Genomic DNA, 25,746 nt, shown 5'->3' on the forward strand with positions numbered 1-25,746 from the left:
GCCAACACATACCGAACCTTGTCTTCAGCCGATATCTTCGACCGCCGCGACCTGGTCATCTGACACTCCTTCCGACATGTCACCAATCTTCACTCGGCGACCGTGACAAGAAGTCTGAGTCAGTGCAAGGTAGTAGATTCGCAAGTATGTTCGAACAGTTGGCCACTGAGGCTCAGACCTCTCGCACGGTCGCGGGGTGGGCCCGTGTGGAGGCCGCGGTTACGGCGCGCCGGCTCGCGGCGATGGTCGTTCTCTTGGACCAGGCCTACGCCGCGGACGGGTCAGCTGATCGGGAGCAGTGGTACCTGGACAACTGGGGTGCCGTGGCCGCGGAGATTGGGGCCGAGCAGAACATCACTCCGGGGGCGGCGTCGCATCAGTTGTTGATCGCGACCGCGCTGCGCGATCGGCTGCCTCACGTGGCGGCGTTGTTCGCCGACGGGCTGGTGTCCTTCCGCGTGGTGTCGGCGATCACGACCCGCACTGCGCTGGTGCGAGATCGCGACGCGCAGCGCGCAATCGACAAGGCGTTCGCCGACGTGCTGACCGAGTGGGCGCCGCTGTCGGAGGAGAAGCTGAACACCGCCATCGACGCGATCGTCGCCGAGCACGACCCGCACGGTGTGTATCGCACGAAGCTCAGCGGCAAGGGCCGCAACGTTCAGTTCGACTACGACGGTTCGGGCATGGCGACGATGTTCGGCACGCTGTTCGCCACCCATGGGAAGGCCGTCGAGAAGCGCCTGAACCTCTTGGCTAGGACGGTCTGCCCGGGCGATCCGCGGACGGTCGAGCAGCGCCGCGCCGACTCGATCCACTCCGTTCTTCACGGCTTGGACTACCTGCCGTGCCTTTGTGGCAGCGAGGACTGCCCCGGGCCCACCACGCCTGCCAAGGGCGATGCGGTGGTCTACGTGGTGGTCAACGAGGACACCCTCGACGACGCGTCCGATGCCGCGAAGGCTCAGGACGCCGCACTTGACGGCGACCCAGAGCCGCTGTTCGACAAACCCCTGTCCGAGATCACGACGTGGGATGAGTTGGGCGGCAACGCCGGGGACGAAGCCGGCGCCGACGTCGACGCCGACGTGTCGGAACGACTCGAGTTGAGGACCGACCTTGACGGGGCCGCCGACTGTGCCCCCGCCGGCTGCGATGCCGGCGACGACGCAGCGGATGACACACCGCGCTCGGGTAAAGCAACGGCTCACAACAACCGCGAAGCCCCCGCCACTCGCCCCGGCGCCATCATCGGCGGCCCGTTCCTCCCCGGAGCCCTCGCGCGCCGGTTCGCGCGCACCGCGAAGACCTGCAAGCTCTGCCACCCCGGCGACAGTCCACCCGAACCGCGCTACGCCCCATCGCGCAAGCTTGCCGACTTCGTGCGCTGTCGAGACCTCACGTGCCGGTTCCCGGGCTGCAGCGAACCTGCGGACCACACCGACATCGACCACACCATCGCGTGGCCGATCGGGCCGACCTGCGCCTCGAATCTCAAATGCCTATGCCGTCGACATCACCTCTTGAAAACCTTTTGGGGCGGGCCCAACGGTTGGCGGGACCGACAGCTCCCCGATGGGACGATCGTCTGGACCTCACCACGCGGCAAGACCTACATCACCGAGCCGGGCAGCAAGCTGCTCTTTCCCAGCCTCTGCGTGCCCACCGCGCCAGTGACGATCACCGCTGACGAAGCCGAACGAGCACGCGCGCAACGCAACCAGGGCCTCACCATGCCCCGACGCCAACGCACCCGCGCCCAAGACCGCGCGCAACGCATCACCGACCGCCGACTCAACCAAGAAGAGGCCCGACTACGGGAAGGTGGCCCGCCTTGGTAATCACCAGCGCGAGACCTCGTCAGTGAGTCGCGCGAGCAGTCGTGCTGCGCCGGCCCGAGCGGCCTCAACGTCAGCCGCGCAGCCGTCGTCCGCACGCGCCAAGCGAACCTCGATGTAGCACTTCAGTTTTGGTTCTGTTCCAGAAGGCCGGGCGACCACCCGGACCGACGTCGCATCGTCGCCGCCCGACAGGATCACCGCATCGGTCTTCTGCTGCCCGCGCCGTGTCGAGAGGTCCTCGACGGTCACCGCGAAACCCGCCAGCTCGCGCGGCGGCGACTTCCGCAGACCGGCCATCGCCGAGCGCGCCGCATCGACGTCGGGGAAGCGGCGCGACACTGCCCCCGTCGCGTGCACGCCATGCCGGCCGAACAGGGTGTCCAGCGCCTCCGGCACGGTGCGGCCCTCCTCGCGAAGCGTCGCCACCAGATCGCACACCAGCACCGCCGCGCTGATGCCGTCCTTGTCGCGCACCGCCGACGGATCGACGCAGTGTCCGATGGCCTCCTCGTAGGCGTAGACGAGCGTCTTGCCGGGCAGGTCGGCATCAGCACGCGCCAACCACTTGAAGCCCGTCAACGTCTCCACGTGCTCGGCCCCGTATGCCGCGGCGATCGACGCGAGCATGCGCGACGACACCACCGTGCTGGCGACCACGCAGCGAGCCGCCTCATCCGAGTCGACGCGAGACAAGACGTAATCGCCAAGCAGCCAACCTGTCTCGTCACCGGACAGCATGCGCCACCCATCGGCCGTCGGAATGCCGACGGCGCACCGATCGGCATCCGGGTCCAACGCGATCGCGACGTCGGCATCCACGTCGGCGGCCAGCGCGAGCAGCAGATCGGCAGCGCCGGGTTCCTCCGGATTGGGGAAGGCGACGGTGGGGAAGTCCGGGTCGGGCGCGAACTGCTCGTCGACCACGTGCACGTCGGTGATCCCGGCCTCGCGCAGGACCTGCAGCGCCACCTCGCCACCGACACCGTGCATCGCCGTCAAGGCCACGCGGACGTCGCCCGTGCCACGCCGCACCGTCGCCGCGCGATGGACGTACTCGTGGATCAACTCAGTGCCGACGGGGAACACCTCGACGCGTTCGGGCTCGGCGGGCGCGATCGCCATGGCGGCTTCGACCTCGCGGTCGGTCGGGCTGATGATCTGCATGCCGCCGTCGCCGAACAGCTTGTAGCCGTTATCCGCAGGCGGGTTGTGCGATGCGGTGATCTGCACACCCGCCACGGCGTCAAGAGAGCGCACCGCGAACGCCACCACCGGCGTCGGCACCGGATCCGGCAGCAGCATCACCGAGAATCCGCCGGCCGCAAGCACTTCTGCCGTCGCAATGGCGAAGTCGTCCGACTGGTGACGCGAATCCCGACCCACCACCACCATCGACCCGCCCAGGCATCGGTCCTTGAGCACCTTCGCCAGCGCCCACGTGGCCCGTGTGACGGTCCCGACGTTCATGCCCCCGGGACCCTCGCGCATCGGCCCCCGCAGGCCCGCGGTGCCGAATGCCAGTGGCTGCTCAGTCATGGGTTCATTGTGCGGTCTCGCCGTCGGCGAGCTTGCGCAGCACGGGTGCCACCAGCATCAACAGATCGAACTCGAGATCGGTCAACGTGTCCCGCATCGCCGAGTGCAGCCATTCGTCGCGCTCGGCCCGGTCGGTCTCCAGGAGTGCCATGCCGTCGGGCGTGATCTCGATCAGCTGGCGCCTGCGGTCCTCGGCATCGGTTCGCCGGGCCACCAGCGCTCGCCCCTCGAGGTGATTGATGCCGTCAGTCAGCGACTGCACCCGCACGTGCATGCGCATAGCCAGTTCGGCGGGCGTGGTGACGCCGGCCCGGCTCACCTCGCCGAGGATCTGCTGCTGACTGAGGGTCAGCCCGTTGTCGGAACGGTGTCTGCGCAGCTGGCGGGTCAGCGCCATGATCGACTCGCGCAGCTCGGTGGCGTTGGCTTTCTCGGGGGATGGAGCCTTCCCGGGCGATGAAGCAGTAGATCGCATTACCAAGTTATACCTTGGCATTGTCGTGATGAATGCCAGTTTGAGATCTTGAATTCACAAGCGCATACTTGGCTTCGTGAAGCGTTGGATGTTGTTGGTGGTGGCCACGGTGGCGGTGACCGTGCCGCTCACGCTGCTCGGGGTTCCGTCCGCGGCTCTCTTCGCCGCGCTTCTCGTCGGCATCGCCCTGGCACTGACGTCGCTCGCACCCTCGGGCGTACCGCGCAAGGCGGGCATCGCGGCACAGGGTGTCCTCGGCGTCTACATCGGGACGATGGTCCACCGCGACGCACTCGACGCCCTTGGCTCCGACTGGGGCATCGTGGTAGGGCTCGCACTCGCCACCCTGGGCCTGAGCCTCGCGGCGGGCGCACTGCTCGGCCTGCACCGCGACGTCACCCCGCTCACCGGCGCCCTCGCCCTCGTCGCAGGCGGCGCGTCGGGCCTGGTCGCGATCGCACGGGAACTCGGTGGTGACGACCGGGTGGTCGCCGTCGTGCAGTACCTGCGCGTCGCGCTCATCACGGCTTCGATGCCCATCGTCGTCACGCTCGTCTACCACGCCGAGAGGACCGGCCAGACGCGCGTTCCGGTCGAAAGCGCCACGCTGCCCTGGTATCTCAGCGTCGGCATGCTCGTCGTGATCGTTCTGGTCGGCGCGACGGTCGGCCGGTTGGTTCGGCTCCCCGGCGCCGGACTACTCGGCCCGATGGCCATCACGATCGCCCTGGAGTTGACCGGCACGTCGTTCGGTCTGGCCGTACCGCTGGCCCTGGTGCAGATCGGTTACGCCGTGATCGGGTGGCAGGCCGGGGTTGCGTTCACCCGCGCGTCGATCAAGTCCATCGGTCGTGCGCTGCCTGCGGCGCTCGCGCTCATCGTCTTCCTCAACGTGGCCTGCGCGGGCCTCGGCGTGCTGCTCGCCCGGTTCACCGGCATCAGCCCGCTCGAGGGCTATCTGTCGACGAGTCCCGGCGGCATCTACGCCGTGCTGGCCACCGCGGTCGAGACCGGGTCCAACGTGACGTTCATCGTCGCCGCGCAGGTCGTCCGGGTACTGCTCATGCTGTTCGCCGCTCCGCTGATGGCACGCGGCTTCGTCAAGTACGCCTACAAGCGGGCCAGCACCTCGCCGAGCAGGGAACCCATCTGCGTCGCCGACTGACGGCCGGCCTCCAGCACCTCGGCGTGCGACAGCGGCTGGCCCGTCATCCCCGCGGCCAGGTTCGTCACCATCGACAGCCCGAGCACCTCGGCGCCCGCAGCGCGCGCGGCGATCGTCTCGTGCACCGTCGACATGCCGACCAAGTCGGCTCCCAACACCCGCAGCATGCGGATCTCGGCAGGCGTCTCGTAGTGCGGCCCCGGCAGACCCGCATAGACGCCCTCGCTCAGCGACGGGTCCACGGTCCGGGCCAGCGCCCGCAACCGCGGCGAATACGCGTCGACGAGGTCGACGAACTCGGCACCGATCAGCGGCGACCTGGCCGTGAGGTTCAGGTGATCGCTGATCAGCACCGGCTGTCCCACCGAGAAGTCCTCGCGCAACCCGCCTGCCGCGTTCGTCAGCACCACGGTCGCGGCGCCGGCCGCGCAGGCCGTGCGCACCGGGTGCACCACGTGCCGCAGATCGTGCCCCTCGTAGGCGTGGATCCGGCCCAGCAGCACCAGCACCTGCTTGTCACCGACGCTCAGCGCCACGACCCGCCCGCCGTGACCGGCCGCCGTCGGCGGGGTGAAGCCCGGCAGGTCGGCCATCGGGACGACGGCGCGCGGCTCGCCGAGGCCGTCGGCCGCGGGCGCCCATCCCGAGCCCAGCACGACAGCCACGTCGAACCGATCGATGCCGGTGGCCTGGCGAATGGCAGCGGCTGCCGCATCGGCTGATTCCCGAGGGGACTGGACATCGTTCGCACCGGTCACAGTGAGGCAGCGTACGTGCGGAAGGGGCCGGGTACCGCCGCGAACGCGGGCGTCGGGCAAGCGGTGAGATACTGCCTCAATGCCCACTGCCAGCGCGTCGACCACCGTGGAGGACGCCGTCCGGCGCCGCCGCGGCGACCTGATCGAGCTGTCGCACAGCATCCACGCCGAGCCGGAACTCGCGTTCGCCGAGTTCCGCAGCTGTGCGAAGACCCAAACTCTGGTCGCCGAGCGCGGATTCGAGGTCACCAAAGCAGTCGCCGGACTGGACACCGCCTTCCGCGCCGACTTCGGCAGCGGCTCGCTGGTCATCGGCGTGTGTGCCGAGTACGACGCGCTCCCCGAGATCGGCCATGCCTGCGGGCACAACGTCATCGCGGCCTCGGCGGTTGGCACGGCACTCGCGCTCGCCGACGTCGCCGACGAACTCGATCTGACGGTCGTCCTGTTCGGTACGCCCGCCGAAGAGGCAGGCGGCGGCAAGGTGCTGATGCTCGAGGCCGGGCTGTTCGACGACGTCGCCGCGGCCGTGATGCTGCACCCGGGTCCACTCGACATCGCCCGCGCCCGGTCGCTCGCGCTGTCGCAGGTCGCCGTCACCTACCTCGGTCGCGAGGCGCACGCCGCCGTCGCTCCCTTCCTCGGCCTGAACGCCGCCGATGCGATCACGGTGGCACAGGTCGCGATCGGCCTGCTGCGGCAGCAGATGGCGCCGGGGCAGATGGCCCACGGCATCGTCACCAACGGCGGCCAGGCCACCAACGTCATCCCCGGGCACGCCGAGATGGCGTACACGATGCGGGCCAACGACGCCGCGTCGCTGCGCGAACTCGAGGCCCGGATGTCGGACTGCTTCCTGGCCGGGGCGATCGCCACCGGGTGCGAACACCGCGTCGAGCCGACCGAACCCGCCTATCACGAACTCGCACCCGACCAGTGGCTCGCGGAGGTGTTCCGCGACGAGATGGTGCGGGTGGGCCGTTCACCCGTCGGCGCCGACGTCGAGGCCGCGCTCCCGCTGGGCAGCACCGACATGGGCAACGTCACGCAACTGCTTCCCGGCATCCACCCCATCGTGGGCATCGACGCGGGCGGAGCGTCCGTCCATCAGCCCGGTTTCGCGACGGCGGCCGCGGGCCCCAGTGCCGACGACGCCGTCATCGAGGGCGCGATCATGTTGGCCCGCACCGTGGTCCGCCTCGCCGAGTCGTCGACCGAACGCGAGCGCGTGCTCGCTCGACAGCAGCGGCGGGTCGCCTCGTGAACATGCAGTCCTACACCGATGCCTGGCTGGCCGCGCACGCCGACGACCTGGTCGCGTGGCGTCGGCACATCCACCAGCACCCCGAACTGGGCAGGCAGGAGTTCGCGACGACGCAGTTCGTCGCGTCCAGGCTCGCCGACGCAGGCCTCAACCCCAAGGTGCTGCCCGGCGGCACGGGGCTGACGTGTGACTTCGGTCCCGAACACGGCCCGCGGGTCGCGCTGCGCGCCGACATGGACGCGCTGCCGATGACCGAACGCACCGGGGCGCCGTACTCGTCGCTGGTGCCCGGCGCGGCGCATGCCTGCGGCCACGACGGCCACACGTCGGTGCTGCTGGGTGCGGCCCTGGCGCTCGCGTCGGTGCCCGAGCTGCCGATCGGCGTGCGGCTGATCTTCCAGCCCGCCGAGGAACTGATGCCCGGCGGCGCCATCGACGCGATCGCGGCAGGTGCGCTCAGCGGGGTGACGCGGATCTTCGCGCTGCACTGCGATCCGAGGCTGGCGGTCGGCAAGATCGCCACCACGCCCGGCCCCATCACCTCGGCGGCCGACCAGATCGAGATCACGCTGCAGTCGCCCGGCGGGCATACCTCGCGCCCGCACCTGACCGGTGACCTGGTCTACGCCCTTGGCACGCTGATCACCGGCGTTCCCGGCGTCCTGTCTCGTCGGGTCGACCCGCGGCACAGCACCGTGATGGTGTGGGGCGCTGTGAACGCCGGGGTGGCCGCCAACGCGATTCCGCAGTCCGGCTCAATCGCGGGCACCATCCGCACCGCGAGCCGCGAGGCGTGGGTCGTCATGGAGGACCTCGTCGGCGAGATCGTGTCGTCACTGCTGGCGCCGCTGCAGGTCGACTACGCCGTGCACTACCGCCGCGGCGTGCCGCCGGTGGTCAACGAGGAGATCTCGACGCGCATCATGACCCACGCGATCGAGGCCATCGGCATCGATGCGCTGGCCGACACCCGGCAGTCGGGCGGCGGCGAGGACTTCTCCTGGTACCTCGAAGAAGTGCCGGGCGCGATGGCCAGGCTCGGCGTGTGGTCGGGCCACGGCCCGCAGCTCGATCTGCACCAGCCGACGTTCGACCTCGACGAGCGCGCGCTGGCCGTAGGCGTGCGCGTGCTGGTCAACATCGTCGAGCAGAGCGCGCTGATCTGACCGCGCAAATCTAGGTGCCGGGGCCGACGTTGCTCGACGGCCTGGTGCGCAGATCGTGCACGTACTCGGGCGGTGCGCCCGCGATCTCCGCGGCCTCGGCCATCACGCCGAGGTAGCGGGCCGACGGGATGCCGCCCTCCCACGCGTCGACGACGTAGAGCCACGCCAGCACGGGGTCGGTGTCGGTGTCGGAGGTCTCGCGATGCACGCGGCAGCGAATCTTCTTGTGGAACCCCAGCTCGGAGCCCTCCCAGCGGTCGAGGGTCTCCTCGTCCTCCTTGGTCATGTCGTAGAGCACGACGAAGACCTTCGAGTCGGGATCCTCGACGAGGGTTGCCAGCGCGCCCTCCCAGCCGATGTCGGCGCCGCCGAACGTCAGCCGCCACCCGTGCAACCAGCCCGTTCCCGCCATCGGCGAATGCGGGGCACGCTGCAGCATCTGCTCCGGATGCATGTTCGATCCGTAGGCGGCATAGATCGGCACGGAGGAAGCCTAAGGGGTAACGGCCCATCGACATGCCCGAGTGGCCGATCGGTGAGCGGGCGTCGGTCACACCGGGTTAGATGGTCACCGTGGCTACCCGCATCGTGATCATCGGCGGCGGTCCCGCCGGCTACGAAGCCGCGCTCGTCGCGGCGGGCCGTGGATCGGACGTCGCACAGGTCACCGTCGTCGATTCCGACGGCATCGGAGGCGCGTGCGTGCTCTGGGACTGCGTCCCGTCCAAGACGTTCATCGCCTCGACCGGCGTGCGCACCGAACTCCGCCGCGCCAACGGCCTGGGCTTCGACATCGCGATCGACGACGCCAAGATCTCGCTCGAGCAGATCCACAACCGGGTCAAGACGCTCGCCAGGTCGCAGTCGGCCGACATCGGCTCGAACCTGCTGCGTGAGGGCGTCAACGTGGTGCAGGGCCGCGGTGAACTGGTCGACGACGTGCCAGGCATGGCGCACCACAGGGTGCGGGTGACGACGAGAGACGGCAAGGTCGGCGTGCTGAAGGCCGACGTCGTGCTGATCGCGACCGGCGCCAGCCCCCGCGTGCTGCGCAATGCCGAACCCGACGGCGAGCGCATCTTGAACTGGCGCCAGCTCTACGACCTCACCGAACTGCCCGACCATCTGGTCATCGTCGGGTCGGGCGTGACGGGCGCGGAGTTCTGCAGTGCCTACACCGAACTCGGCGTGAAGGTGACCGTGGTCGCCAGCCGCGACCAGATCCTGCCGCACGAGGACTCCGACGCAGCTGCGGTGCTCGAGGAGGCGTTCGCCGAACGCGGCGTGAAGCTGGTCAAGAACGCCCGCGCGGACTCGGTGGTCCGCACCGGGGACGGCGTCCGGGTGACGCTGGCCGACGGTCGCATCGTCGACGGCAGCCACGCCCTGATGACGGTCGGCTCGGTGCCGAACACCAGCGGGCTGGGTCTCGACCGCGTCGGAATCGAACTCGGCCCCGGCAACTACCTGCCGGTGGACCGCGTGTCCCGGACGACGGCGGCCGGCATCTACGCGGCTGGCGACTGCACGGGGCTGCTGCCGCTGGCGTCGGTCGCCGCCATGCAGGGTCGCATCGCGATGTATCACGCGCTCGGCGAGGGCGTGTCCCCGATCCGTCTGCGCACGGTGGCCGCAGCCGTGTTCACCAGGCCAGAGATCGCGGCGGTCGGCGTCCCGCAGACCAAGATCGACAGCGGTGAGGTGCCTGCCCGCACGCTGATGCTGCCGCTGACGACCAATGCGCGGGCCAAGATGTCGCTGCTGCGGCGCGGCTTCGTCAAGATCTTCTGCCGACCGGCCACCGGCGTGGTCATCGGCGGCGTCGTGGTGGCGCCGATCGCGTCGGAGCTGATCCTGCCCATCGCGTTGGCCGTGCAGAACAACCTCTCGGTGACGGACCTGGCCCAGACGTTGTCGGTGTATCCGTCGCTGTCCGGATCGACGGTCGAGACGGCCCGCCGGTTGATGGCGCACGACGATCTGGACTGATCACGGCTACGCTCGGACCCAGCAACGCTACCGACGAGTAACTACCTGAGGAGTGCCGGCGTGAGTTCCCCGATACCCGGTCCGGGCAACGGGCAGACCCTGCTCGGCCCCGAGCAGCGCGCGAGTGCCTGGGAGCGGCTCGGCAGCGAGCAGTTCGACGTGGTGGTGATCGGCGGTGGCGTCGTGGGGGCCGGTGCCGCGTTGGACGCGGCCACCCGCGGTCTGAAGGTCGCGCTCGTCGAGGCCCGTGACTTCGCCTCTGGCACGTCGAGCCGGTCGTCGAAGATGTTCCACGGCGGGCTGCGCTACCTCGAGCAACTCGAGTTCGGTCTGGTCCGCGAGGCGCTGCACGAACGCGAGCTGTCGCTGACGACGCTGGCGCCCCATCTGGTCAAGCCGCTGCCGTTCCTCTTCCCCCTGACCAAGCGCCTGTGGGAGCGGCCGTACGTGGCCGCCGGCATCTTCCTCTACGACCAGCTCGGTGGCGCCAAGTCGGTGCCGCCGCAGAAGCACCTGCTGCGGGCGGGTGCGCTGCGGCTGGCGCCCGGGCTCAAGCGCAGCGCGCTCATCGGCGGCATCCGCTACTACGACACCGTGGTCGACGACGCGCGGCACACCATGACCGTCGCGCGCACCGCCGCGCACTACGGCGCCGTGGTCCGCAACTCCACCCAGGTCGTCTCGCTGCTGCGGGAGGGTGACCGGGTCACCGGCGTCAAGATCCGCGACTCCGAGGACGGCCGGGTTGCCGACGTCCACGGACACGTCGTCGTGAACGCGACCGGCGTGTGGACCGACGAGATCCAGGCGCTGTCGAGGCAGCGCGGCCGGTTCCGGGTGCGGGCGTCGAAGGGCGTGCACATCGTGGTGCCGCGCGACCGCATCGTCAGCGAGGTGGCGATCATCCTGCGCACCGAGAAGTCGGTGCTGTTCGTGATCCCGTGGGGCACGCACTGGATCATCGGCACCACCGACACCGACTGGAACCTCGACCTTGCGCACCCCGCCGCGACCAAGGCCGACATCGACTACATCCTCGGCACGGTGAACACCGTGCTGGCGACACCGCTGAACCACGACGACATCGACGGCGTCTACGCCGGGCTGCGGCCCCTGCTGGCCGGCGAGAGCGAGGAGACGTCGAAGCTGTCGCGCGAGCACGCCGTCGCCGTGCCCTCGCCGGGGCTGGTCGCCATCGCGGGCGGCAAGTACACCACCTACCGGGTGATGGGGGAGGACGCGATCGACGCCGCGGCCGAGTTCGTGCCGACGCGGGTGGCGCCGTCGATCACCGAGAAGGTGCCGTTGATGGGCGCCGACGGGTACTTCGCCCTGGTCAATCAGACCGAACACGTCGGCAAGCACTACGGCCTGCATCCCTACCGGGTGCGGCATCTGCTCGACCGGTACGGCTCGCTGCTCGGCGAGGTGCTCGACATGGCCGACGGCAGGCCCGACCTGCTGGCGCCGATCACCGAGGCGCCGGTGTACCTGAAGGTGGAGGCCTGGTACGCGGCGATGGCCGAGGGTGCGCTGCACCTCGAGGACATCATGGCCCGCAGGATGCGCATCTCGATCGAGTACCCGCACCGCGGGGTCGACTGCGCACGCGAGGTCGCCGAAGTCGTTGCGCCCGTGCTGGGTTGGAGTGCCGAGGACATCGACCGCGAGGTCGAGACCTACCGGGCCCGCGTCGAGGCCGAGGTGCAGTCGCAGACCCAGCCCGACGACGAGTCCGCCGACGCGCTGCGGGCCGCGGCGCCCGAGGCACGCGCCGAGATCCTGGAACCCGTGCCGCTGTCGTGACCCGGGGAAAAATGAAGGCGCCCTTGCCCGTGCGCGACGGCCTGGGGCCGGCCCGGGTGCGCGTGCAGGGCGGGTCACTGGTCGACGAGTTCGAGCGGCGGTTCGCCTCCGGCGCCAAAGTCGTTGCTGGTGAGGTCTTCTCGGTCAGTGGTGAGCCGCTCGACGGCACCACGGTGCTGCCCGCCGGCGCGTACGTCTACCTCTACCGAGACTTGCCCGACGAGGTCGAGGTGCCGTTCGAGATGCCGATCCTCCACCGGGACGACGACGTCGTCGTCGTGGACAAGCCGCACTTCCTGGCCACGATGCCGCGGGGTGCGCACGTCGCGCAGACCGCGCTGGTCCGGCTGCGGCGGTCGCTGGGTCTGCCCGAGTTGAGCCCTGCGCACCGGCTCGACCGGCTGACCGCCGGAGTGCTGCTGTTCACGGCCCGGCGTGAGGTCCGCGGCGCCTACCAGACCATGTTCGCCCGGGGCGAGATCGGCAAGACCTACCTGGCGCGCGCCCGCGTGGGCGACTCGTTGACCTTTCCGCTGACGCTGTGCAATCGGATCATGAAGGAGCGCAGCCGGTTACAGGCCTTCGAGGCGCCGGGCGTACCGAACGCGGAGACGTTGATCGAGCACCTCGGTGAGGGCCGCTACCGGTTGACACCACGCACCGGGCGCACGCATCAACTGCGGGTGCACATGGCGTCGCTCGGCTTGCCGATCCTCAATGACCCGCTCTATCCCGACGTCATCGAGGTGGCGGTCGACGACTTCACCAAACCCCTTCAGCTGCTGGCCCACGAGTTGACGTTCGACGACCCGATCACGGGGGAGCGCCGACGGTTCGTCTCGGCGCGGACGCTTTGATTTGGTCGTTCCGCACTATGCGCTCCGTCGATGGGCGCACCATGAGTTCATGATCACGAAGCTGGTACTGGCGGGGGCAATCGCCGCTGCGGCGGTGGGACTCGTGCAGGCGCCGACCGCCGACGCGGTGTGCGGGTCGATCGGCGGCAGGCACGTCGACGTCAGCGGTTGCTCGGATCCGCTGTACGAACTGAACGACGCGTTGCAGCCGCCGCCACCGCCTCCGCCACCGCCACCGCCGCCCGGTGCGGCGCCTCCACCGCCTCCACCGCCTCCGCCTCCTCCGCCGCCGGTGTACATCCCACCGGCGCCGAACGTGAACGTGTGCGCCAGCGTCGGGCGGCGGGTCAGCGTCAGCGGTTGCATCTGATCTACTGAGCGCATGGATCGTTCGTCGTTCGACCGGCTCTTCGACATGTCCGGCCGCACCGTCCTCGTCACCGGCGGCACCAGGGGGATTGGCCTCGCGCTGGCGGAGGGATTCGTCCTGGCAGGCGCACGGGTCGTCGTGTCCAGCCGCAAACCCGACGCGTGCGAGGAGGCGGCCGGACACCTGCGCGGGCTCGGTGGCGAGGCCGTCGGCATCCCCGCCCACGCCGGGGACGTCGACAGTCTCGCGGCGCTGGTCGACGGCGCGGTCGCCGAATACGGGGGTCTCGACGTCGTGGTGAACAACGCGGCCAACGCGTTGGCGCAACCGCTGGGCGAGATGACCGTCGAGGCGTGGGCCAAGTCCAACGACGTGAACGTCCGGGGGCCGGTGTTCCTCGCCCAGGCCGCGCTGCCGCACCTGAAGCAGAGCGCGAGTGCCGCGGTGCTGAACGTGGTGTCGGTCGGGGCGTTCAACTTCGCACCGAGCCTGTCCATCTACGCGGCGGGCAAGGCGGCGATGATGTCGTTCACGCGGTCGATGGCGGCCGAGTGGGCGGGCCACGGGATCCGGGTCAATGCCATCGCGCCCGGGCCGGTCGACACCGACATGATGCGCAAGAATCCGCAGCAGGCGATCGACCACATGGTGGGCGGCACGCTGATGAAGCGGTTGGCTTCGCCCGACGAGATGGTCGGTGCCGCACTGCTTCTCTGTTCGGATGCGGGTAGCTACATGACGGGGACCGTCGTCATCGTGGACGGCGGCGGGACGCCGCGCTGAGTTCGGTACGGATGACGTCGACGAAGCGGTCGACGTCGGCTTGCGTGGTGTCCCACGAGCACATCCAGCGCACCTCGCCGCGCGCACGGTTCCAGTCGTAGAAGCGGGCCTGCTCGCGGATGCGGTCGGCGGCCACGGTGTCGAGCGTCGCGAAGATCGCGTTGGCCTGCGTGGGTTGGGTGAATGCCAGCCCGCGGATCGAGCCGTCGCCGACGCCCGTCTCGAGCGCATCGCGAAGCCGGGCCGCCATCTCGTTGGCGTGGGCGGCGCTGCGTAGGCCGAGGTCGTCGTCGAACAGCGCGAGCAGTTGAGCGGACACGAAGCGCATCTTGCTCGCCAGTTGCATCGTCAGCTTGCGTAGGTAGACCAGCCCGACGGCGCGCGCGGGGTCCAACACGACCACCGCCTCCGCACCAAGGCCGCCGATCTTCGTGCCGCCGAAACTGAGGACGTCGACGCCTGCGTCGGTGGTGAACGCGCGGAACGGAACGTCAAGTGCCGCAGCGGCATTCCACAGCCGGGCACCGTCCATGTGCAGCGCCATGCCGTGCTCGTGGGCGAAGTCGGCGATGGCACGGATCTCGTCGGGCGTGTACAGCGTGCCCAGTTCGGTGGTCTGGGTGATGCTGACCGCCAGCGGCTGCGCCCGATGCTCGTCGCCCCACCCGAACGCCTCGGTCGCGATCGCCGCCGGGTCCAGCTTGCCGTTGTCCGTCGGGACGGTGAGCAACTTGATGCCCGTCATCCGCTCGGGCGCGCCGGCCTCGTCGGTGTTGACGTGTGCGGTGGTCGCGGTGATCACCGCGCCCCAGCGGGGCAGCATGCTGGTCAGCCCGACGACGTTTGCCCCGGTGCCGTTGAAGACCGGAAACGTTTCGGTCCGTTCGCCGAAGTGCTGCTGCATGACCTCGCGCAGGCGCGCGGTGTACGCGTCGCCGCCGTAGGCGGTCTGGTGACCGCCGTTGGCCGCGGAGATCGCGCCGAGCACCTCGGGGTGGACGCCCGCGTAGTTGTCGCTGGCGAAACCACGCCAGTCCGGGTCGTGGAGCACGTCGGTCAACCCTTCTTGCGATTGGCGAACGCCGCTGCGGCCTCGCGCAGTTCGCCGCTGGTCGACGCGAGGATCTGGCTGCGATTCTCCACCTGCAGGGCTGCCTCGAGGCTCGGCGCCTCCAGGTTCGCCCACAGCACCTGCTTGGTGGACTCCACGCCGAATTTGCCGAAGCCGCACAAGGTCTCGGCGATGGCGAGTGCATCGTCGAGTACCGGGCCGTCCGAGATGCGCGAGACGAGACCGAGGCGCAAGGCCTCCTCGGCGTCGACGGTGCGGGCGGTGAGGATGAGGTCGAACGCCTGTCCGGCGCCGACGATGCGCGGCAACGTGTAGCTCACGCCGATGTCGCAGCCGCCGAGGCCGAGCTTGATGAATTGGGTGCAGAACCTGGCGTCGGCGGACGCGATGCGGATGTCGGACGCCAGGGCCAGGGCGAAGCCGCCGCCGTACGCTGGGCCGTTGACAGCGGCGATCACCGGCTGGCGCAGGTGGACGAGCTTCGTGGTGAGTTCGGCGATCCGTTCCTGCCACCGCATGCTCGACCGCGGGAACTCCAGCCCGTCCTTGGCCTCCTCGGGGAACGGTTCGGTGAGGTCGAGGCCCGAGCAGAATCCGCGTCCGGCGCCGGTCAGGACGACGACGCGACATTGGTTGTCCGCCTTGACGTCGTCGAGGGTCCGGTGCAGGTCCTCGACGAGTCCGTAGCTCAGCGCGTTGAGTTTGTCGGGCCGGTCGAGGGTGATGAGGACGACGTCGGGACGGGGGCGGGTCACGTGCAGGTTCGCCATGAGGCGACCCTATTCGCGAGTCAGGCCGTCGCTGTTATGGGGGATGGTGCTGCGCCACCCCGTGATGCCGACGACGATCAGGCGCAGCTGCTTGACGGCGGTGCGCCGGACTTCCTCGAGGGCGGCGCTGTCGTTGGCGTCGTCGATGATCTCGGCGATGGAGATCATGGCGTTGACGAACAGCGTCGCGAGGATGTTGAGGTCTTCACTGCTCCAGGTGTTCAGGCCTGGGAAGCGCGCAAGGTCGATCGCCAGCTCGGAGGTGATCAGCCGGATCTCGGTGCGGATCGCGTACCGCAGCACCGTGACGCCGCTGTTGCGTTCGCGTCCGATGAACCGCCAGTGCTCGCGGCGTTCGTTGACGCCCGCAATGAGGATGTCCACCGACGACTCGATGACCCGGTTGGGGTCGAGCTTGCCTGCGCGGGCACCACGCAGCATGTCGCGCAGGGCGCGGAACGACTCGTCGATGAGGACGAGACCGAGCGCCTCCATCGATTCGAAGTGACGGTAGAACGCCGCGGGCACGATGCCCGCCTCCCTGGTGACCTCGCGCAGGCTCAGACCGCTGAAGCTGCGGGATTCGAGGAGGCGGAGCGCTGCCGCGACGATGGCCCGGCGGGTGGCTTCCTTGCGCTCCTCGCGCGACGTCCCGTCCCGCGCCGAACGGGACGAGTGTGACTTTGGAGTACGACTGTTCACTGTTTGTGAACCGTACCACAAGCAGCGGAAACCCCTTGACGATCAGCACCGATGAGGCGCACGGTATACACATGTTCACTCAACCACCGAAGCTGCGCCTCCGCGATCGAGTGCTGCGCTCGTCGCTGGTAGACCTCCTGACCGGCCCCCATGGCGTCGACCGTTTCACCGAGCTGGTCGAACCGACGTGGACCCTCGGTGACGCCCGCGCCAAGGTCGTCGCCGTTCGCCGGGACACCCCGCGCAGCGTCACGCTGACGCTGGAACCGAATCACGTGTTCACTGGCGGGCAGCCCCTGAGGGCCGGCCAGCACGTGAACCTCACCGTCGAGGTCGACGGCCGGCGCCAGATGCGCTGCTACTCGCCGGCCAACGCCGAGAACACCCGCCTCGTCGAGTTGACGGTGGGCGTGCACGACGGCGGCACCGTGTCCGAGCACCTCTACCGCAACGCTCGCCCCGGCATGGTCGTCGGGCTGGAAGCGGGCGGCGGCGACTTCGTGCTCCCGGCCGTCCGGCCGAAGCGGATCCTGTTCGTCTCGGGCGGCAGCGGCATCACGCCGGTGCTGTCGATGCTGCGCACGCTCGTCGCCGAGGGGCACCACGAGCAGGAGGGGGCACAGATCGCCTTCCTGCACTACGCCCGCAGCGCCGAGGAGGCCTGCTACCGCGACGAGCTGGCCGAGCTGCCCGCCTCGGTGCGGGTCGTGCACGGCTACACCCGCACCGCCGATGCCGGCGACGTGACGGGCCGATTCGGAGCCGACCACCTGGCGGCGGCGATGCCGGATGCGGACGCAGTGTTCGTCTGCGGACCGCCCGCGCTGGTGGACGCCGTCCGCGAACTCCGCCCCGACGCGCTGTGGGAGAGCTTCGTGCCACCGGTCTTCGAGGTGCCGGCCGAGGCCTCCGGCGGGCGGGTGACGTTCGCCGAGAGCGCCGTCGAGGTCACCGACGACGGACGTTCGCTGCTCGAGCAGGCCGAGGCCGCCGGGCTGACGCCGAAGAGCGGGTGCCGAATGGGCATCTGCCACACCTGCACCCGTCGCAAGACCAGCGGCGCGGTGAAGAACCTGATCACCGGTGCCGTGTCGACGTCCGTCGAGGAAGACGTGCAGATCTGCGTCACCGCACCCGTCGGCGACGTCGACGTCGCGCTCTAGACCATCCCATCCATCCGTACGAGAGAGGATCAGCCATGACTGCCATGCTCGACAGGACCACCGACGAGACCACCCCCGAGGTCACCCGCAGGGGCGGCGTCAGCAAGACCGTCAACGGCCAGACCATCAGCCTCACGCCCGAGCAGGTCGAGGCGTTCGGCAAGGAACTCGACGCGATCCGCGAGCGGGTCGTCGCCGACCTCGGCGAGCGCGACCTCACCTACATCCGCAACGTCATCAAGGCCCAGCGTGGCCTCGAGGCCGGTGGCCGCGCACTGCTGTGGGCCGGCGTGCTGCCGCCGGCGTGGCTGGCGGGTACCGCGATGCTCGCCGTGTCGAAGATCCTCGACAACATGGAGATCGGCCACAACGTCATGCACGGCCAGTACGACTGGACCGGCGACCCGGCGCTGGCAAGCCGCAACTTCGAGTGGGACTCGGCCTGCCCGAGTGACCAGTGGCGGCACTCACACAACTACATGCACCACACCTACACCAACATCGTCGGCATGGACCGCGACGTGGGCTACGGCATCCTGCGCATGAGCGAGGACCAGAAGTGGGTGCCCTACTACCGCGGCAACCCGATCTACGCGTTCCTGCTGATGGTGTTCTTCCAGTACGGCGTGGCCCTGCACGAACTCGAGACCGAGCGCATCCGCTCCGGCGAGATCTCGATCGTCGACAAGCGCGAGATCGCGGCGGGCATCTGGAACAAGGTCAAGCGTCAGACCTTGAAGGACTACGTCGCGTTCCCGCTGCTGTCCGGCCCGTTCGCGCCGTTCACGTTCGCGGGCAACGCAACTGCCAACCTGATTCGCAACGTCTGGTCCTACGCCATCATCTTCTGCGGTCACTTCCCCGAAGGCGTGCAGGAGTTCTCGATCGAGGAGACCAAGAGCGAGTCACGCGGGCAGTGGTACTTCCGGCAGCTGCTCGGTTCGGCGAACCTGACCGGCGGCAGGCTGTTTCACATCATGAGCGGCAACCTGTCGTTCCAGATCGAACACCACCTGTTCCCGGACATCCCCGCGCACCGGCACGCCGAGCTGGCCCCAGAAGTCCAGGAGATCTGCGAGCGGTACGGCCTGCCCTACAACAAGGGCCCGCTGCCCAAGCAGTTCGCCACCGTCGTGAACAAGATCTTCAAGCTGGCGCGCAAGCCCTTCTGAGACTGACCGTCAGGTCTGGCAGACCGGACACCAGAACGAGATCCGCTCGCTGCCGGTGACCTCGGCCCGATCCGACAGGACCGTCGTCCCGCAGCGTCGACACGGGCGCCCGACCCGGCCGTAGATCCACAGATCACGGCCGGGTCGGGTATCTCCGGTCGTGGTGCGGTTCACTCGTGAGCGGTTCAGCCACAGCATGTCTCGCGCCCGCTGCACGACGCGCAGCGGGTCCTTCAGATCACCGACCGGGGTGGTCGGCAGCCGCCCCATCACGAAGCACAGTTCGTTGGCGTAGACGTTTCCGACGCCTGCCATCACCCGCTGGTCCAGCAGCGCCTCGGCGAGTGGCCGTGCGGGATCGGCGGCCAGGTTGGTCGAGGCCACCCGGGGTTCCCAGTCTGGGCCGAGCAGGTCGGGGCCGAGGTGGTCGACGACCGCCATGTCGTCGGCACGCTTGAGTATCTCGAGCACGCCGAGGTCGACGCCTGCCGCGCGGGAGTCGGCAGTCTCCAAAAGGATTCGCACCTTGTACTCGGGTACCCGGCGGATCTGGCCGCCGATCAGCCAGGCGCCGTCCATCTTGAGGTGCGAGTGGATGCTCGCGTCACCGGCCCGGATGAACAGGTGCTTGCCACGGCTGAGCACTTCGTCGACCACGCAGCCGGTGAGGTCGACGGTCGCGAACTTCGGCACCCGCACGTCGCACCGGGTGAGCGTCTTGCCTTCGAGCGCCTCGCGCAGTTTGGCCGCGGCGCGGAAGACGGTGTCGCCCTCGGGCATCAGGACCCGCCCAGGTTCGCGTGCACGGCCTCGATCACGCTTGCAGCCTCGCCGGCGATGCGCTCGACCAGGTCGGTCGCACCGTGCACGTCGGTGACGAGGTCGACCGCTTCGCCTGCCCACACCGGCAGGTAGTCGGGGTCGCCGCGCTCGACGCCGTCGCGGTACTCGGCCTTGGCACTGGCGTCGAAGCGCAGCGCATCCTCGTGGCCATGCCACGCGTCGGTGAAGCGGTTGCACAGCGTGCGCGCGGTGAAGCGGTGCGGCCACGGTGAGTCGACGACGATGTCGAGCACCCTGTCGCGAGTGGTGCCCGCAGCCGATGCCTCGGTGATCGCGGTCCGTTCGCCGTCGCCGAGCAGCGCCTCGGGCGTCGCCTCGAATCGGGTGCCGATCATCGCGCCTGCCGCGCCGAGCATCAGGGCCGCCGCCAGTCCGCGGCCGTCGGCGATGCCGCCCGCGGCGACTACTGGCGTGGTTCTGGCGGCATCCACCACTGCGGGGACGAACGGCAGAGTGCCACGGCCCTCGCCGTGGCCGCCTGCCTCGGCGCCCTGGGCCACGACGACGTCCGCGCCGACCTCGAGCGCGTGGATCGCGTCGGGCAGCGTGGTCACCTGGACGAACAGTGGGATCCCCGCGGCGCGCACGGCGTCGGCGTAGGGCGTGGGGTCCCCGAACGACAGCATGATCGCCGACGGCCGCTGGTCGATGACCCACTGCAGCACGTCGTCGTCGATCGCCCACGCCAACAGCCCGACACCCCATGGCTTCTCGGTACCCGCCCGAGCCAGGGCGCACTCGCGCTGGAGCCAGTCGAGGCCGCCGCTGCCGACCATGCCCAAGCCACCGCCGTCGGACACGGCCGCGGCCAGCCGACCACCGGCGACACCGCCCATCGGGGCCGAGACGATCGGGTGGTCGATGCCCAGCAGTGACGTCAGCGCGGTGTGCAGCCCCATGCCTGCACTGTAGGCAGTCAGGCCGGGATGGAACTCAGCCCCTGCCCGGCCTTCTGGTGGCGGTGCTGGCGCTCGACGACGGCGAAGTAGAACGCGTACGCGAAGGCGCAGCTGGTGAACAGGCTCGACACGAAGAACAGCCACGGCCGGCGGATCCCCCGTCGGTGGCCGTCCCAGATGGTGAACAGCGGCAGCAGGATGACGTTGATGATGGTGTAGTCCTGGCTCGCCGACGCCGCGGCCGGGTTCGCGTAACCCAGGACGATGAACTGCTGCCAACTGCCGGGTCCCCAGATGGGATTGCCGCCCTCGACCGCGTACTGGGCGACGAACTGGTGGTTGAAGTAGTAGCCGAGTGCGATCGAGGCCACCCCGACGACGTACAGCACGATCTCCATCGCGGAGAAGGCCGGACCGCCCGCGGGCTTGGCGAACACCAGGGGATTGGCCCGGACGATCCAGGCGATGACGGCGACGCCGAGAACGAAGTGGACGATGAGGGAGACCATGCGGCCAGTATCGGGTAGACCGGCCAGTGTTTTGTCATTTTTGACATTTGACGTGGAACTCAGCGCAAGCGCAGGCCTCGGGGCGTGCGCGAGAAGCCCGCTGCCACCAATGCGTCGGCCACCGACGAGCCGAGCGCGTCGACGGCCGGATCGAGTACGGGCGTGCCGTTGACCTTCTCGACGAGCAGGGCCTGCAAGCGTCCCGATCCCACCAGCTCGACAAGGGCGACCGCGGCGGCCCGATGTGTTTCGGCGTCCTCGGAGTACGACAGCAGGGTTCTGCCGCCGCGTTCGAGGAACCACACGAGTTCGCCGTCGACCAGCACGATGAGGGCACCCGCCTTGCGTCCCGGTCGGTGCGATCCCTGCGACGGCCACGGCAGAGCGGCGCCGTACGGGTTGGCCGGGTCGGCCGCGGCCAGCACCACCGACTCGTAGGCACGGGTTCCGGAGTCGACGTCGTCGAGATAGGTGCGCAACCGGTCGACGGTCGACGCGACGGCGAACTGCGCGCCGCCGAGGGACTCGACGAAGTAGCCGCGCTGGCACCGGCCGGCCTCCTCGAATGCGCTGAGCACCTTGTAGAGCATCGCGAAACCGCCGGGCAGTCCCTCTGCGGCGCCCTTGGTCAGCACGCCGTACCGGTTCAGCAGGAGGTCCGCCGAGAAGTGGCTGCGGATGGTCGAATCCGGCTCCGGCATCGGTAGCGCCGACCAGCGGCCCGCCACCGTCGGATCCGTCGTTCGCGTCTGGGCGTGCGCCACGCTGTAGCGGCTCAGCCGCGGCCGCTGCGGCCGCTGCCGGTGCGCACCGCCGGCCCGGCGGCGCGTGCCGCCCAGCATCGCGCGGACCGGACCGAACGTGTCACCGGTGACCCAGCCTGCCCAAACCAGTTCCCACAGCGCCTGTTTCACCGTGTCGTCGGCAGAGCCGAGCTGACGGAAGAAGTACGCGCCGCCGTTCTCCAGCGTGGCCATGATCTCGCGGTGGGTGTCGGTGAAGTCGATCTCGGCGGGCTGCGTGAGCGTCAGCGGCGCCGAGTCCGCGGTGTGGAAGGCGATCCAGCCGTCCGAGCCTGCGATGGGTCCGGCACCCGACCAGGTCACCTCGCCCGCCGCGAGCAGTTCGTCGAGCATGGCGGGCTGGTAGTCGCGGACGCGTTGGCCGAACACCAGTGGCTCCACCGCGGAGGCGGGGACGGGCACCCCGGAGAGCTGGTCGATGACGCCGGCCAGCCCGTCGACGCCGGAGTTGCGGGTCGACCCGACGTGCTGCCAGGCCGAGAGGAACCGTGCGAACGCCGCGGTGCTGACGGGCTCGACCTGCGCGCGTAGCGCGGCGAGCGAGCGTCGGCGCAGGATCTTGAGAACGTCCGAGTCGCACCACTGTTCGCCCGGCTCGTGACCCGATGTCGCCGCCGGGGCGGCTCCGAAAGTGAACTCGCCCTTGACCAGCTTGCCGTCGACCGCCATCCGGCCCAGCACGTCGGAGGTCACGCGCAGCCCGAGGCCGAACCGGGTGGCGGCGTCGGCCGTGGTGAACGGTCCACGAGTGCGGGCATAGCGGCCCAGCAGTTCGCCGAGCGGGTCGGCGACCGATTCGGTGAAACTCGCGGGCACCCCGACGGGTACCGCGATGCCGACGCCGTCGCGCAGCAGCCCGACGTCCTCGATCGCCACCCACCACGTCTGTCCTGCGAACGACACCGTGAGCGCGCGGCGCGCCGTGCGCAGCCCCTCGAGCCAACCTCCGACGTCGTCGGTCGTCGATCGTGCCACGATCTCGGCCTCGGTCAGCGGACCGAGGAGGCGCAGCAGGTCGGCGACGGCTTCGGCGTCGCGCGCCGCGCGGTCCTCGGTCAGGTGCTGCAGCTGTTTGATGGTCGACTCGATGACGGCGGGCTCGAGCAGTTCGCGCAGCTCGACGCGACCCAGCAGCTCGGCCAGCAGCACGCTGTCGAGTGACAGCGCGGCGGCGCGGCGTTCGGCCAGCGGGCTGTCGCCCTCGTACATGAAGGCCCCGACGTAGCCGAACAGCAGCGATGCCGCGAACGGCGACGGGGTGGAGGTCTCGACCTCGAGGATCCGGATCTGGCGCGAGCTGATCCGGTTCATCAGGTCGATCAGCGTCGGAACGTCGTACACGTCCTGCAGACACTCGCGCACGGTCTCGAGCACGATCGGGAAGTCGGGGTACTTGCGGGCCACGTCGAGCAGCTGGGCGGCGCGCTGGCGCTGGTGCCACAGCGGTGACCGCTTGCCGGGATGGCGGCGCGGCAGCAGCAGTGCTCGCGCGGCGCACTCGCGGAACCGGGAGGCGAACAGCGCCGACCCGCCGACCTCCGCGGTGACGATGGGTTCGATCTCGTCGGCGTCGAAGACGAACAGCTCGGCGCCGGGAGCGGTGTCCTCGGTGTCGGGCAGCCGAACGATGATGCCGTCGTCGGATGCGGTGGGCTTCTCGTCGATCCCGTAGCGCTCCCGCAGCCGGCGTCCGACGGCCAGGGCGAGTGGGCCGTGCACGCGCAGTCCGTAGGGGGAGTGCAGGATCACCCGCCAGTCGCCGAGTTCGTCGCGGAACCGTTCGACGAGGAACGTGGTGTCGGTCGGCACCGTTCCGGTGGCGTCGCGCTGCTCGGTCAGCAGCTGGTACAGGTTGTCGGTGGCGAAGTCGTTGAAACCCATGGTCTGACAACGCTCGTCGAACTTCGGCCGCTTGAGGCCGGCGAGTTGGCCGGTGAACGCACCGATGGCGGCGCCCAGTTCGGCCGGTCTACCGACGCCGTCGCCGCGCCAGTAGGGCAGCCGCGCAGGCTGGCCGGGAGCCGGGATGACGAGCACGCGGTCGTGGGTGATCTCGGTGATCCGCCAGCTGGTTGCGCCCAGGGAGATGACGTCGCCCGGCCGCGATTCGTAGACCATCTCCTCGTCGAGTTCGCCCACGCGCGAGGGCTTCTCGGTGTCGGCGTTGGTCGCCAGATAGACGGTGAACAAACCCCGATCGGGGATGGCACCGCCCGAGGTGACCGCGAGCCGCTGCGCACCCGGCCGCGCGGCCAGCGTTCCCGCATCGCGGTCGTAGACCAGCCGCGGCCGCAGCTCGGCGAACTCGGTCGACGGGTACTTGCCGCTCAGCAGGTCGAGCGTGGCCTCGAAGGCGCTGCGCGGCAGCGTCGCAAACGGTGCGCTGCGGCGGACGACCTCGAACCACCGGTCGGCGTCGATCGGCTCCAATGACGCGGCGGCGATGGTGTGCTGGGCGAGGATGTCGAGCGGGTTGGCAGGCACCCGCATGGTCTCGATCTCGCCGGTGAGCATGCGCTGCACCGTGACCGCACAATCGATCAGATCGGTGCGGTGCTTGGGGAACAGCACGCCGCGGGACACCTCGCCGACCTGGTGGCCCGCGCGTCCCACCCGCTGCAGGCCGCTGGCCACCGATGGTGGTGCCTCGACCTGGATGACGAGATCGACCGAGCCCATGTCGATCCCGAGTTCCAGGCTCGACGTGGCGACGACGGCGCGCAGCCGACCCGACTTGAGATCGTCCTCGACGATCGCGCGCTGCTCCTTGCTGACCGACCCGTGGTGGGCCTTGGCCAGCAGCGGCTCGGCGCCCGAGGCCTGGCCGCTGGCCATCACGTGGGCGGGCGCACCGCCGGCGACCTTCGGGTTCTTCTCCTCGGAGAGTTCGGTGCCGGTGCGTTCGGCGTAGATCTCGTTGATGCGCGACGTCAGCCGCTCTGCGAGCCGGCGGGAGTTGGTGAAGACGATCGAGCTGCGGTGCGACTCGATGAGGTCGACGATGCGCTCCTCGACGTCCGGCCAGATCGTGTTGTTCTCGAGGTTCGCCATGTCGGGCACCGGCACCTGGACGGCGAGGTCCCAGGACTTGCCGGAGGCCGGGGCGACGATGGACGTGGGTGCCGCTCCCGACAGGAAGCGCGCGACGTCCTCGGGTGGGCGGACGGTGGCGGACAGTCCAATGCGCTGGGCCGGCCTGTCGAGCAGTTGGTCGAGCCGTTCGAGCGACAGTGCGAGGTGCGCTCCGCGCTTGGTCCCTGCCACGGCGTGCACCTCGTCGACGATTACGGTTGTGACGTCGGTCAGCGACTCCCTGGCCGCGGAGGTCAGCATGAGGAACAACGATTCGGGCGTCGTGATCAGGATGTCGGGCGGCTTGTTGATCAGCTCGCGACGGCGGGCCGGGGACGTGTCGCCGGAGCGGACGCCGACGGAGATGTTCGGCACGGGTGAGCCGAGTCGCTCGGCGACGCGGGTGATGCCGATCAGCGGTGTCGACAGGTTGCGTTCGACGTCGACGGCGAGCGCCTTGAGCGGCGAGACGTACAGGACCCGGGTGCCCGGCTTGGGTTCGCCGGCAGGGGTCGGCTCCGCAGAGGCCAGCCGGTCGATCGCCCACAGGAACGCGGCCAACGTCTTGCCGGAACCCGTCGGGGCGATGACCAGGGTGTTGTCACCACCGGCAATGGCGGCCCAGGCCTGCGCCTGGGCGGACGTGGGTTCGACGAACGTGCCCGCGAACCAGTCCCGGGTCAGCGCGCTGAACGGCGCGAGCGGGTCGATGGTCGTGGCCATCTGACCAT

General features: G+C 69.5%; 21 protein-coding genes and 1 pseudogene. 11 read left to right on the forward strand and 11 right to left on the reverse strand.

Features of this window, described 5'->3' with window-relative positions:
- The first annotated feature begins 146 nt into the window (after positions 1–146).
- Entirely contained in the window at positions 147–1,841 is a 1,695-nt protein-coding gene (locus tag LOK44_RS18370; protein WP_237571552.1) for an HNH endonuclease signature motif containing protein, read from the forward strand.
- Here the strand turns inward: LOK44_RS18370 and LOK44_RS18375 are convergent.
- Both LOK44_RS18375 and LOK44_RS18380 read right to left on the reverse strand, forming a co-directional pair.
- A pseudogene (locus LOK44_RS18375) lies at positions 1,842–3,368 on the reverse strand (phospho-sugar mutase); the annotation flags it as partial. It abuts the gene before it with no gap.
- 13 nt (positions 3,369–3,381) lie between these two features.
- On the reverse strand, positions 3,382–3,852 hold the full coding sequence (locus tag LOK44_RS18380) for a MarR family winged helix-turn-helix transcriptional regulator (protein ID WP_237571554.1): 471 nt from the start codon (positions 3,850–3,852) through the stop codon (positions 3,382–3,384).
- Positions 3,853–3,940: 88 nt separating this feature from the next.
- Between LOK44_RS18380 and LOK44_RS18385 the strand changes: the two genes are divergently transcribed.
- Positions 3,941–5,017 (forward strand): AbrB family protein, encoded by a 1,077-nt coding sequence (locus LOK44_RS18385; RefSeq protein WP_237571828.1) that lies wholly within the window; start codon positions 3,941–3,943, stop codon positions 5,015–5,017.
- Here LOK44_RS18385 and LOK44_RS18390 read toward each other — a convergent pair.
- Positions 4,963–5,835 carry a purine-nucleoside phosphorylase gene (locus tag LOK44_RS18390; protein WP_372481267.1) on the reverse strand — a complete coding sequence of 291 codons (873 nt, stop codon included), beginning with the start codon at positions 5,833–5,835 and terminating at the stop codon, positions 4,963–4,965. The genes LOK44_RS18385 and LOK44_RS18390 overlap by 55 nt on opposite strands.
- A gap of 19 nt (positions 5,836–5,854) precedes the next feature.
- Here LOK44_RS18390 and LOK44_RS18395 point away from each other — a divergent pair, with 19 nt between their 5' ends.
- Together LOK44_RS18395 and LOK44_RS18400 are read left to right on the forward strand one after the other, a co-directional pair.
- Positions 5,855–7,039 (forward strand): M20 family metallopeptidase, encoded by a 1,185-nt coding sequence (locus LOK44_RS18395; RefSeq protein WP_237571556.1) that lies wholly within the window; start codon positions 5,855–5,857, stop codon positions 7,037–7,039.
- 2 nt (positions 7,040–7,041) lie between these two features.
- On the forward strand, positions 7,042–8,205 hold the full coding sequence (locus tag LOK44_RS18400) for an amidohydrolase (protein WP_237571557.1): 1,164 nt from the start codon (positions 7,042–7,044) through the stop codon (positions 8,203–8,205).
- Positions 8,206–8,215: 10 nt separating this feature from the next.
- Here LOK44_RS18400 and LOK44_RS18405 read toward each other — a convergent pair whose 3' ends face one another.
- Positions 8,216–8,689 carry a gamma-glutamylcyclotransferase family protein gene (locus LOK44_RS18405; RefSeq protein ID WP_237571558.1) on the reverse strand — a complete coding sequence of 158 codons (474 nt, stop codon included), beginning with the start codon at positions 8,687–8,689 and terminating at the stop codon, positions 8,216–8,218.
- 89 nt (positions 8,690–8,778) lie between these two features.
- Between LOK44_RS18405 and LOK44_RS18410 the strand changes: the two genes are divergently transcribed.
- Genes LOK44_RS18410 through LOK44_RS18430 form a run of 5 tightly spaced genes read left to right on the forward strand, consistent with a single transcriptional unit; the run spans position 8,779 to position 14,010 of the window.
- The gene (locus LOK44_RS18410) at positions 8,779–10,194 is read left to right on the forward strand and encodes an NAD(P)H-quinone dehydrogenase (RefSeq protein WP_237571559.1); all 1,416 of its coding nucleotides are present in this window, start codon (positions 8,779–8,781) and stop codon (positions 10,192–10,194) included.
- Between the two features lie 60 nt (positions 10,195–10,254).
- The gene (locus tag LOK44_RS18415) at positions 10,255–12,000 is read left to right on the forward strand and encodes a glycerol-3-phosphate dehydrogenase/oxidase (RefSeq protein ID WP_237571560.1); all 1,746 of its coding nucleotides are present in this window, start codon (positions 10,255–10,257) and stop codon (positions 11,998–12,000) included.
- Between the two features lie 11 nt (positions 12,001–12,011).
- Positions 12,012–12,857, forward strand: a complete 846-nt coding sequence (locus LOK44_RS18420; protein ID WP_237571561.1) for a pseudouridine synthase — start codon at positions 12,012–12,014, stop codon at positions 12,855–12,857.
- A gap of 49 nt (positions 12,858–12,906) precedes the next feature.
- Positions 12,907–13,227, forward strand: coding sequence for an RNA-binding protein (locus LOK44_RS18425; protein ID WP_237571562.1), 321 nt, complete (start codon positions 12,907–12,909; stop codon positions 13,225–13,227).
- A gap of 12 nt (positions 13,228–13,239) precedes the next feature.
- Positions 13,240–14,010: an SDR family NAD(P)-dependent oxidoreductase gene (locus LOK44_RS18430; protein ID WP_237571563.1), complete on the forward strand. Its 771-nt coding sequence runs from the start codon at positions 13,240–13,242 to the stop codon at positions 14,008–14,010.
- Here LOK44_RS18430 and LOK44_RS18435 read toward each other — a convergent pair.
- Genes LOK44_RS18435 through LOK44_RS18445 form a run of 3 tightly spaced genes read right to left on the reverse strand, consistent with a single transcriptional unit; the run spans position 13,979 to position 16,554 of the window.
- Positions 13,979–15,070 (reverse strand): threonine aldolase family protein, encoded by a 1,092-nt coding sequence (locus tag LOK44_RS18435; protein ID WP_237571564.1) that lies wholly within the window; start codon positions 15,068–15,070, stop codon positions 13,979–13,981. The genes LOK44_RS18430 and LOK44_RS18435 overlap by 32 nt on opposite strands.
- Positions 15,067–15,852, reverse strand: a complete 786-nt coding sequence (locus LOK44_RS18440; RefSeq protein ID WP_237571565.1) for an enoyl-CoA hydratase/isomerase family protein — start codon at positions 15,850–15,852, stop codon at positions 15,067–15,069. Before LOK44_RS18440 ends, LOK44_RS18435 begins: the two co-directional genes overlap by 4 nt.
- Positions 15,853–15,861: 9 nt before the next feature.
- Positions 15,862–16,554, reverse strand: a complete 693-nt coding sequence (locus LOK44_RS18445; protein WP_237571566.1) for a TetR family transcriptional regulator — start codon at positions 16,552–16,554, stop codon at positions 15,862–15,864.
- A 71-nt stretch (positions 16,555–16,625) separates the two neighbouring features.
- On the opposite strand from LOK44_RS18445, the gene LOK44_RS18450 reads away from it, so the two are divergent.
- Both LOK44_RS18450 and LOK44_RS18455 read left to right on the forward strand, forming a co-directional pair.
- Positions 16,626–17,717, forward strand: coding sequence for a ferredoxin reductase (locus LOK44_RS18450; protein ID WP_237571567.1), 1,092 nt, complete (start codon positions 16,626–16,628; stop codon positions 17,715–17,717).
- A 44-nt stretch (positions 17,718–17,761) separates the two neighbouring features.
- Positions 17,762–18,889 (forward strand): fatty acid desaturase family protein, encoded by a 1,128-nt coding sequence (locus tag LOK44_RS18455; RefSeq protein WP_237571829.1) that lies wholly within the window; start codon positions 17,762–17,764, stop codon positions 18,887–18,889.
- Between the two features lie 9 nt (positions 18,890–18,898).
- Here LOK44_RS18455 and nei2 read toward each other — a convergent pair whose 3' ends face one another.
- From nei2 to LOK44_RS18475, 4 genes are read right to left on the reverse strand one after another with little or no spacing between them, the layout of a single operon-like run.
- Positions 18,899–19,669: an endonuclease VIII Nei2 gene (nei2, locus tag LOK44_RS18460; protein WP_237571568.1), complete on the reverse strand. Its 771-nt coding sequence runs from the start codon at positions 19,667–19,669 to the stop codon at positions 18,899–18,901.
- Positions 19,669–20,631 (reverse strand): NAD(P)H-dependent flavin oxidoreductase, encoded by a 963-nt coding sequence (locus LOK44_RS18465; protein ID WP_237571569.1) that lies wholly within the window; start codon positions 20,629–20,631, stop codon positions 19,669–19,671. The genes nei2 and LOK44_RS18465 overlap by 1 nt, the downstream gene beginning before the upstream one ends.
- Positions 20,632–20,648: 17 nt before the next feature.
- On the reverse strand, positions 20,649–21,140 hold the full coding sequence (locus tag LOK44_RS18470; protein WP_237571570.1) for a DUF2834 domain-containing protein: 492 nt from the start codon (positions 21,138–21,140) through the stop codon (positions 20,649–20,651).
- A 59-nt stretch (positions 21,141–21,199) separates the two neighbouring features.
- Positions 21,200–25,738 (reverse strand): ATP-dependent helicase, encoded by a 4,539-nt coding sequence (locus LOK44_RS18475; protein WP_237571571.1) that lies wholly within the window; start codon positions 25,736–25,738, stop codon positions 21,200–21,202.
- Between the last annotated feature and the right edge of the window lie 8 nt (positions 25,739–25,746).

Source organism: Mycolicibacterium lacusdiani (assembly GCF_021916785.1).
Classification (GTDB): domain Bacteria; phylum Actinomycetota; class Actinomycetes; order Mycobacteriales; family Mycobacteriaceae; genus Mycobacterium; species Mycobacterium lacusdiani.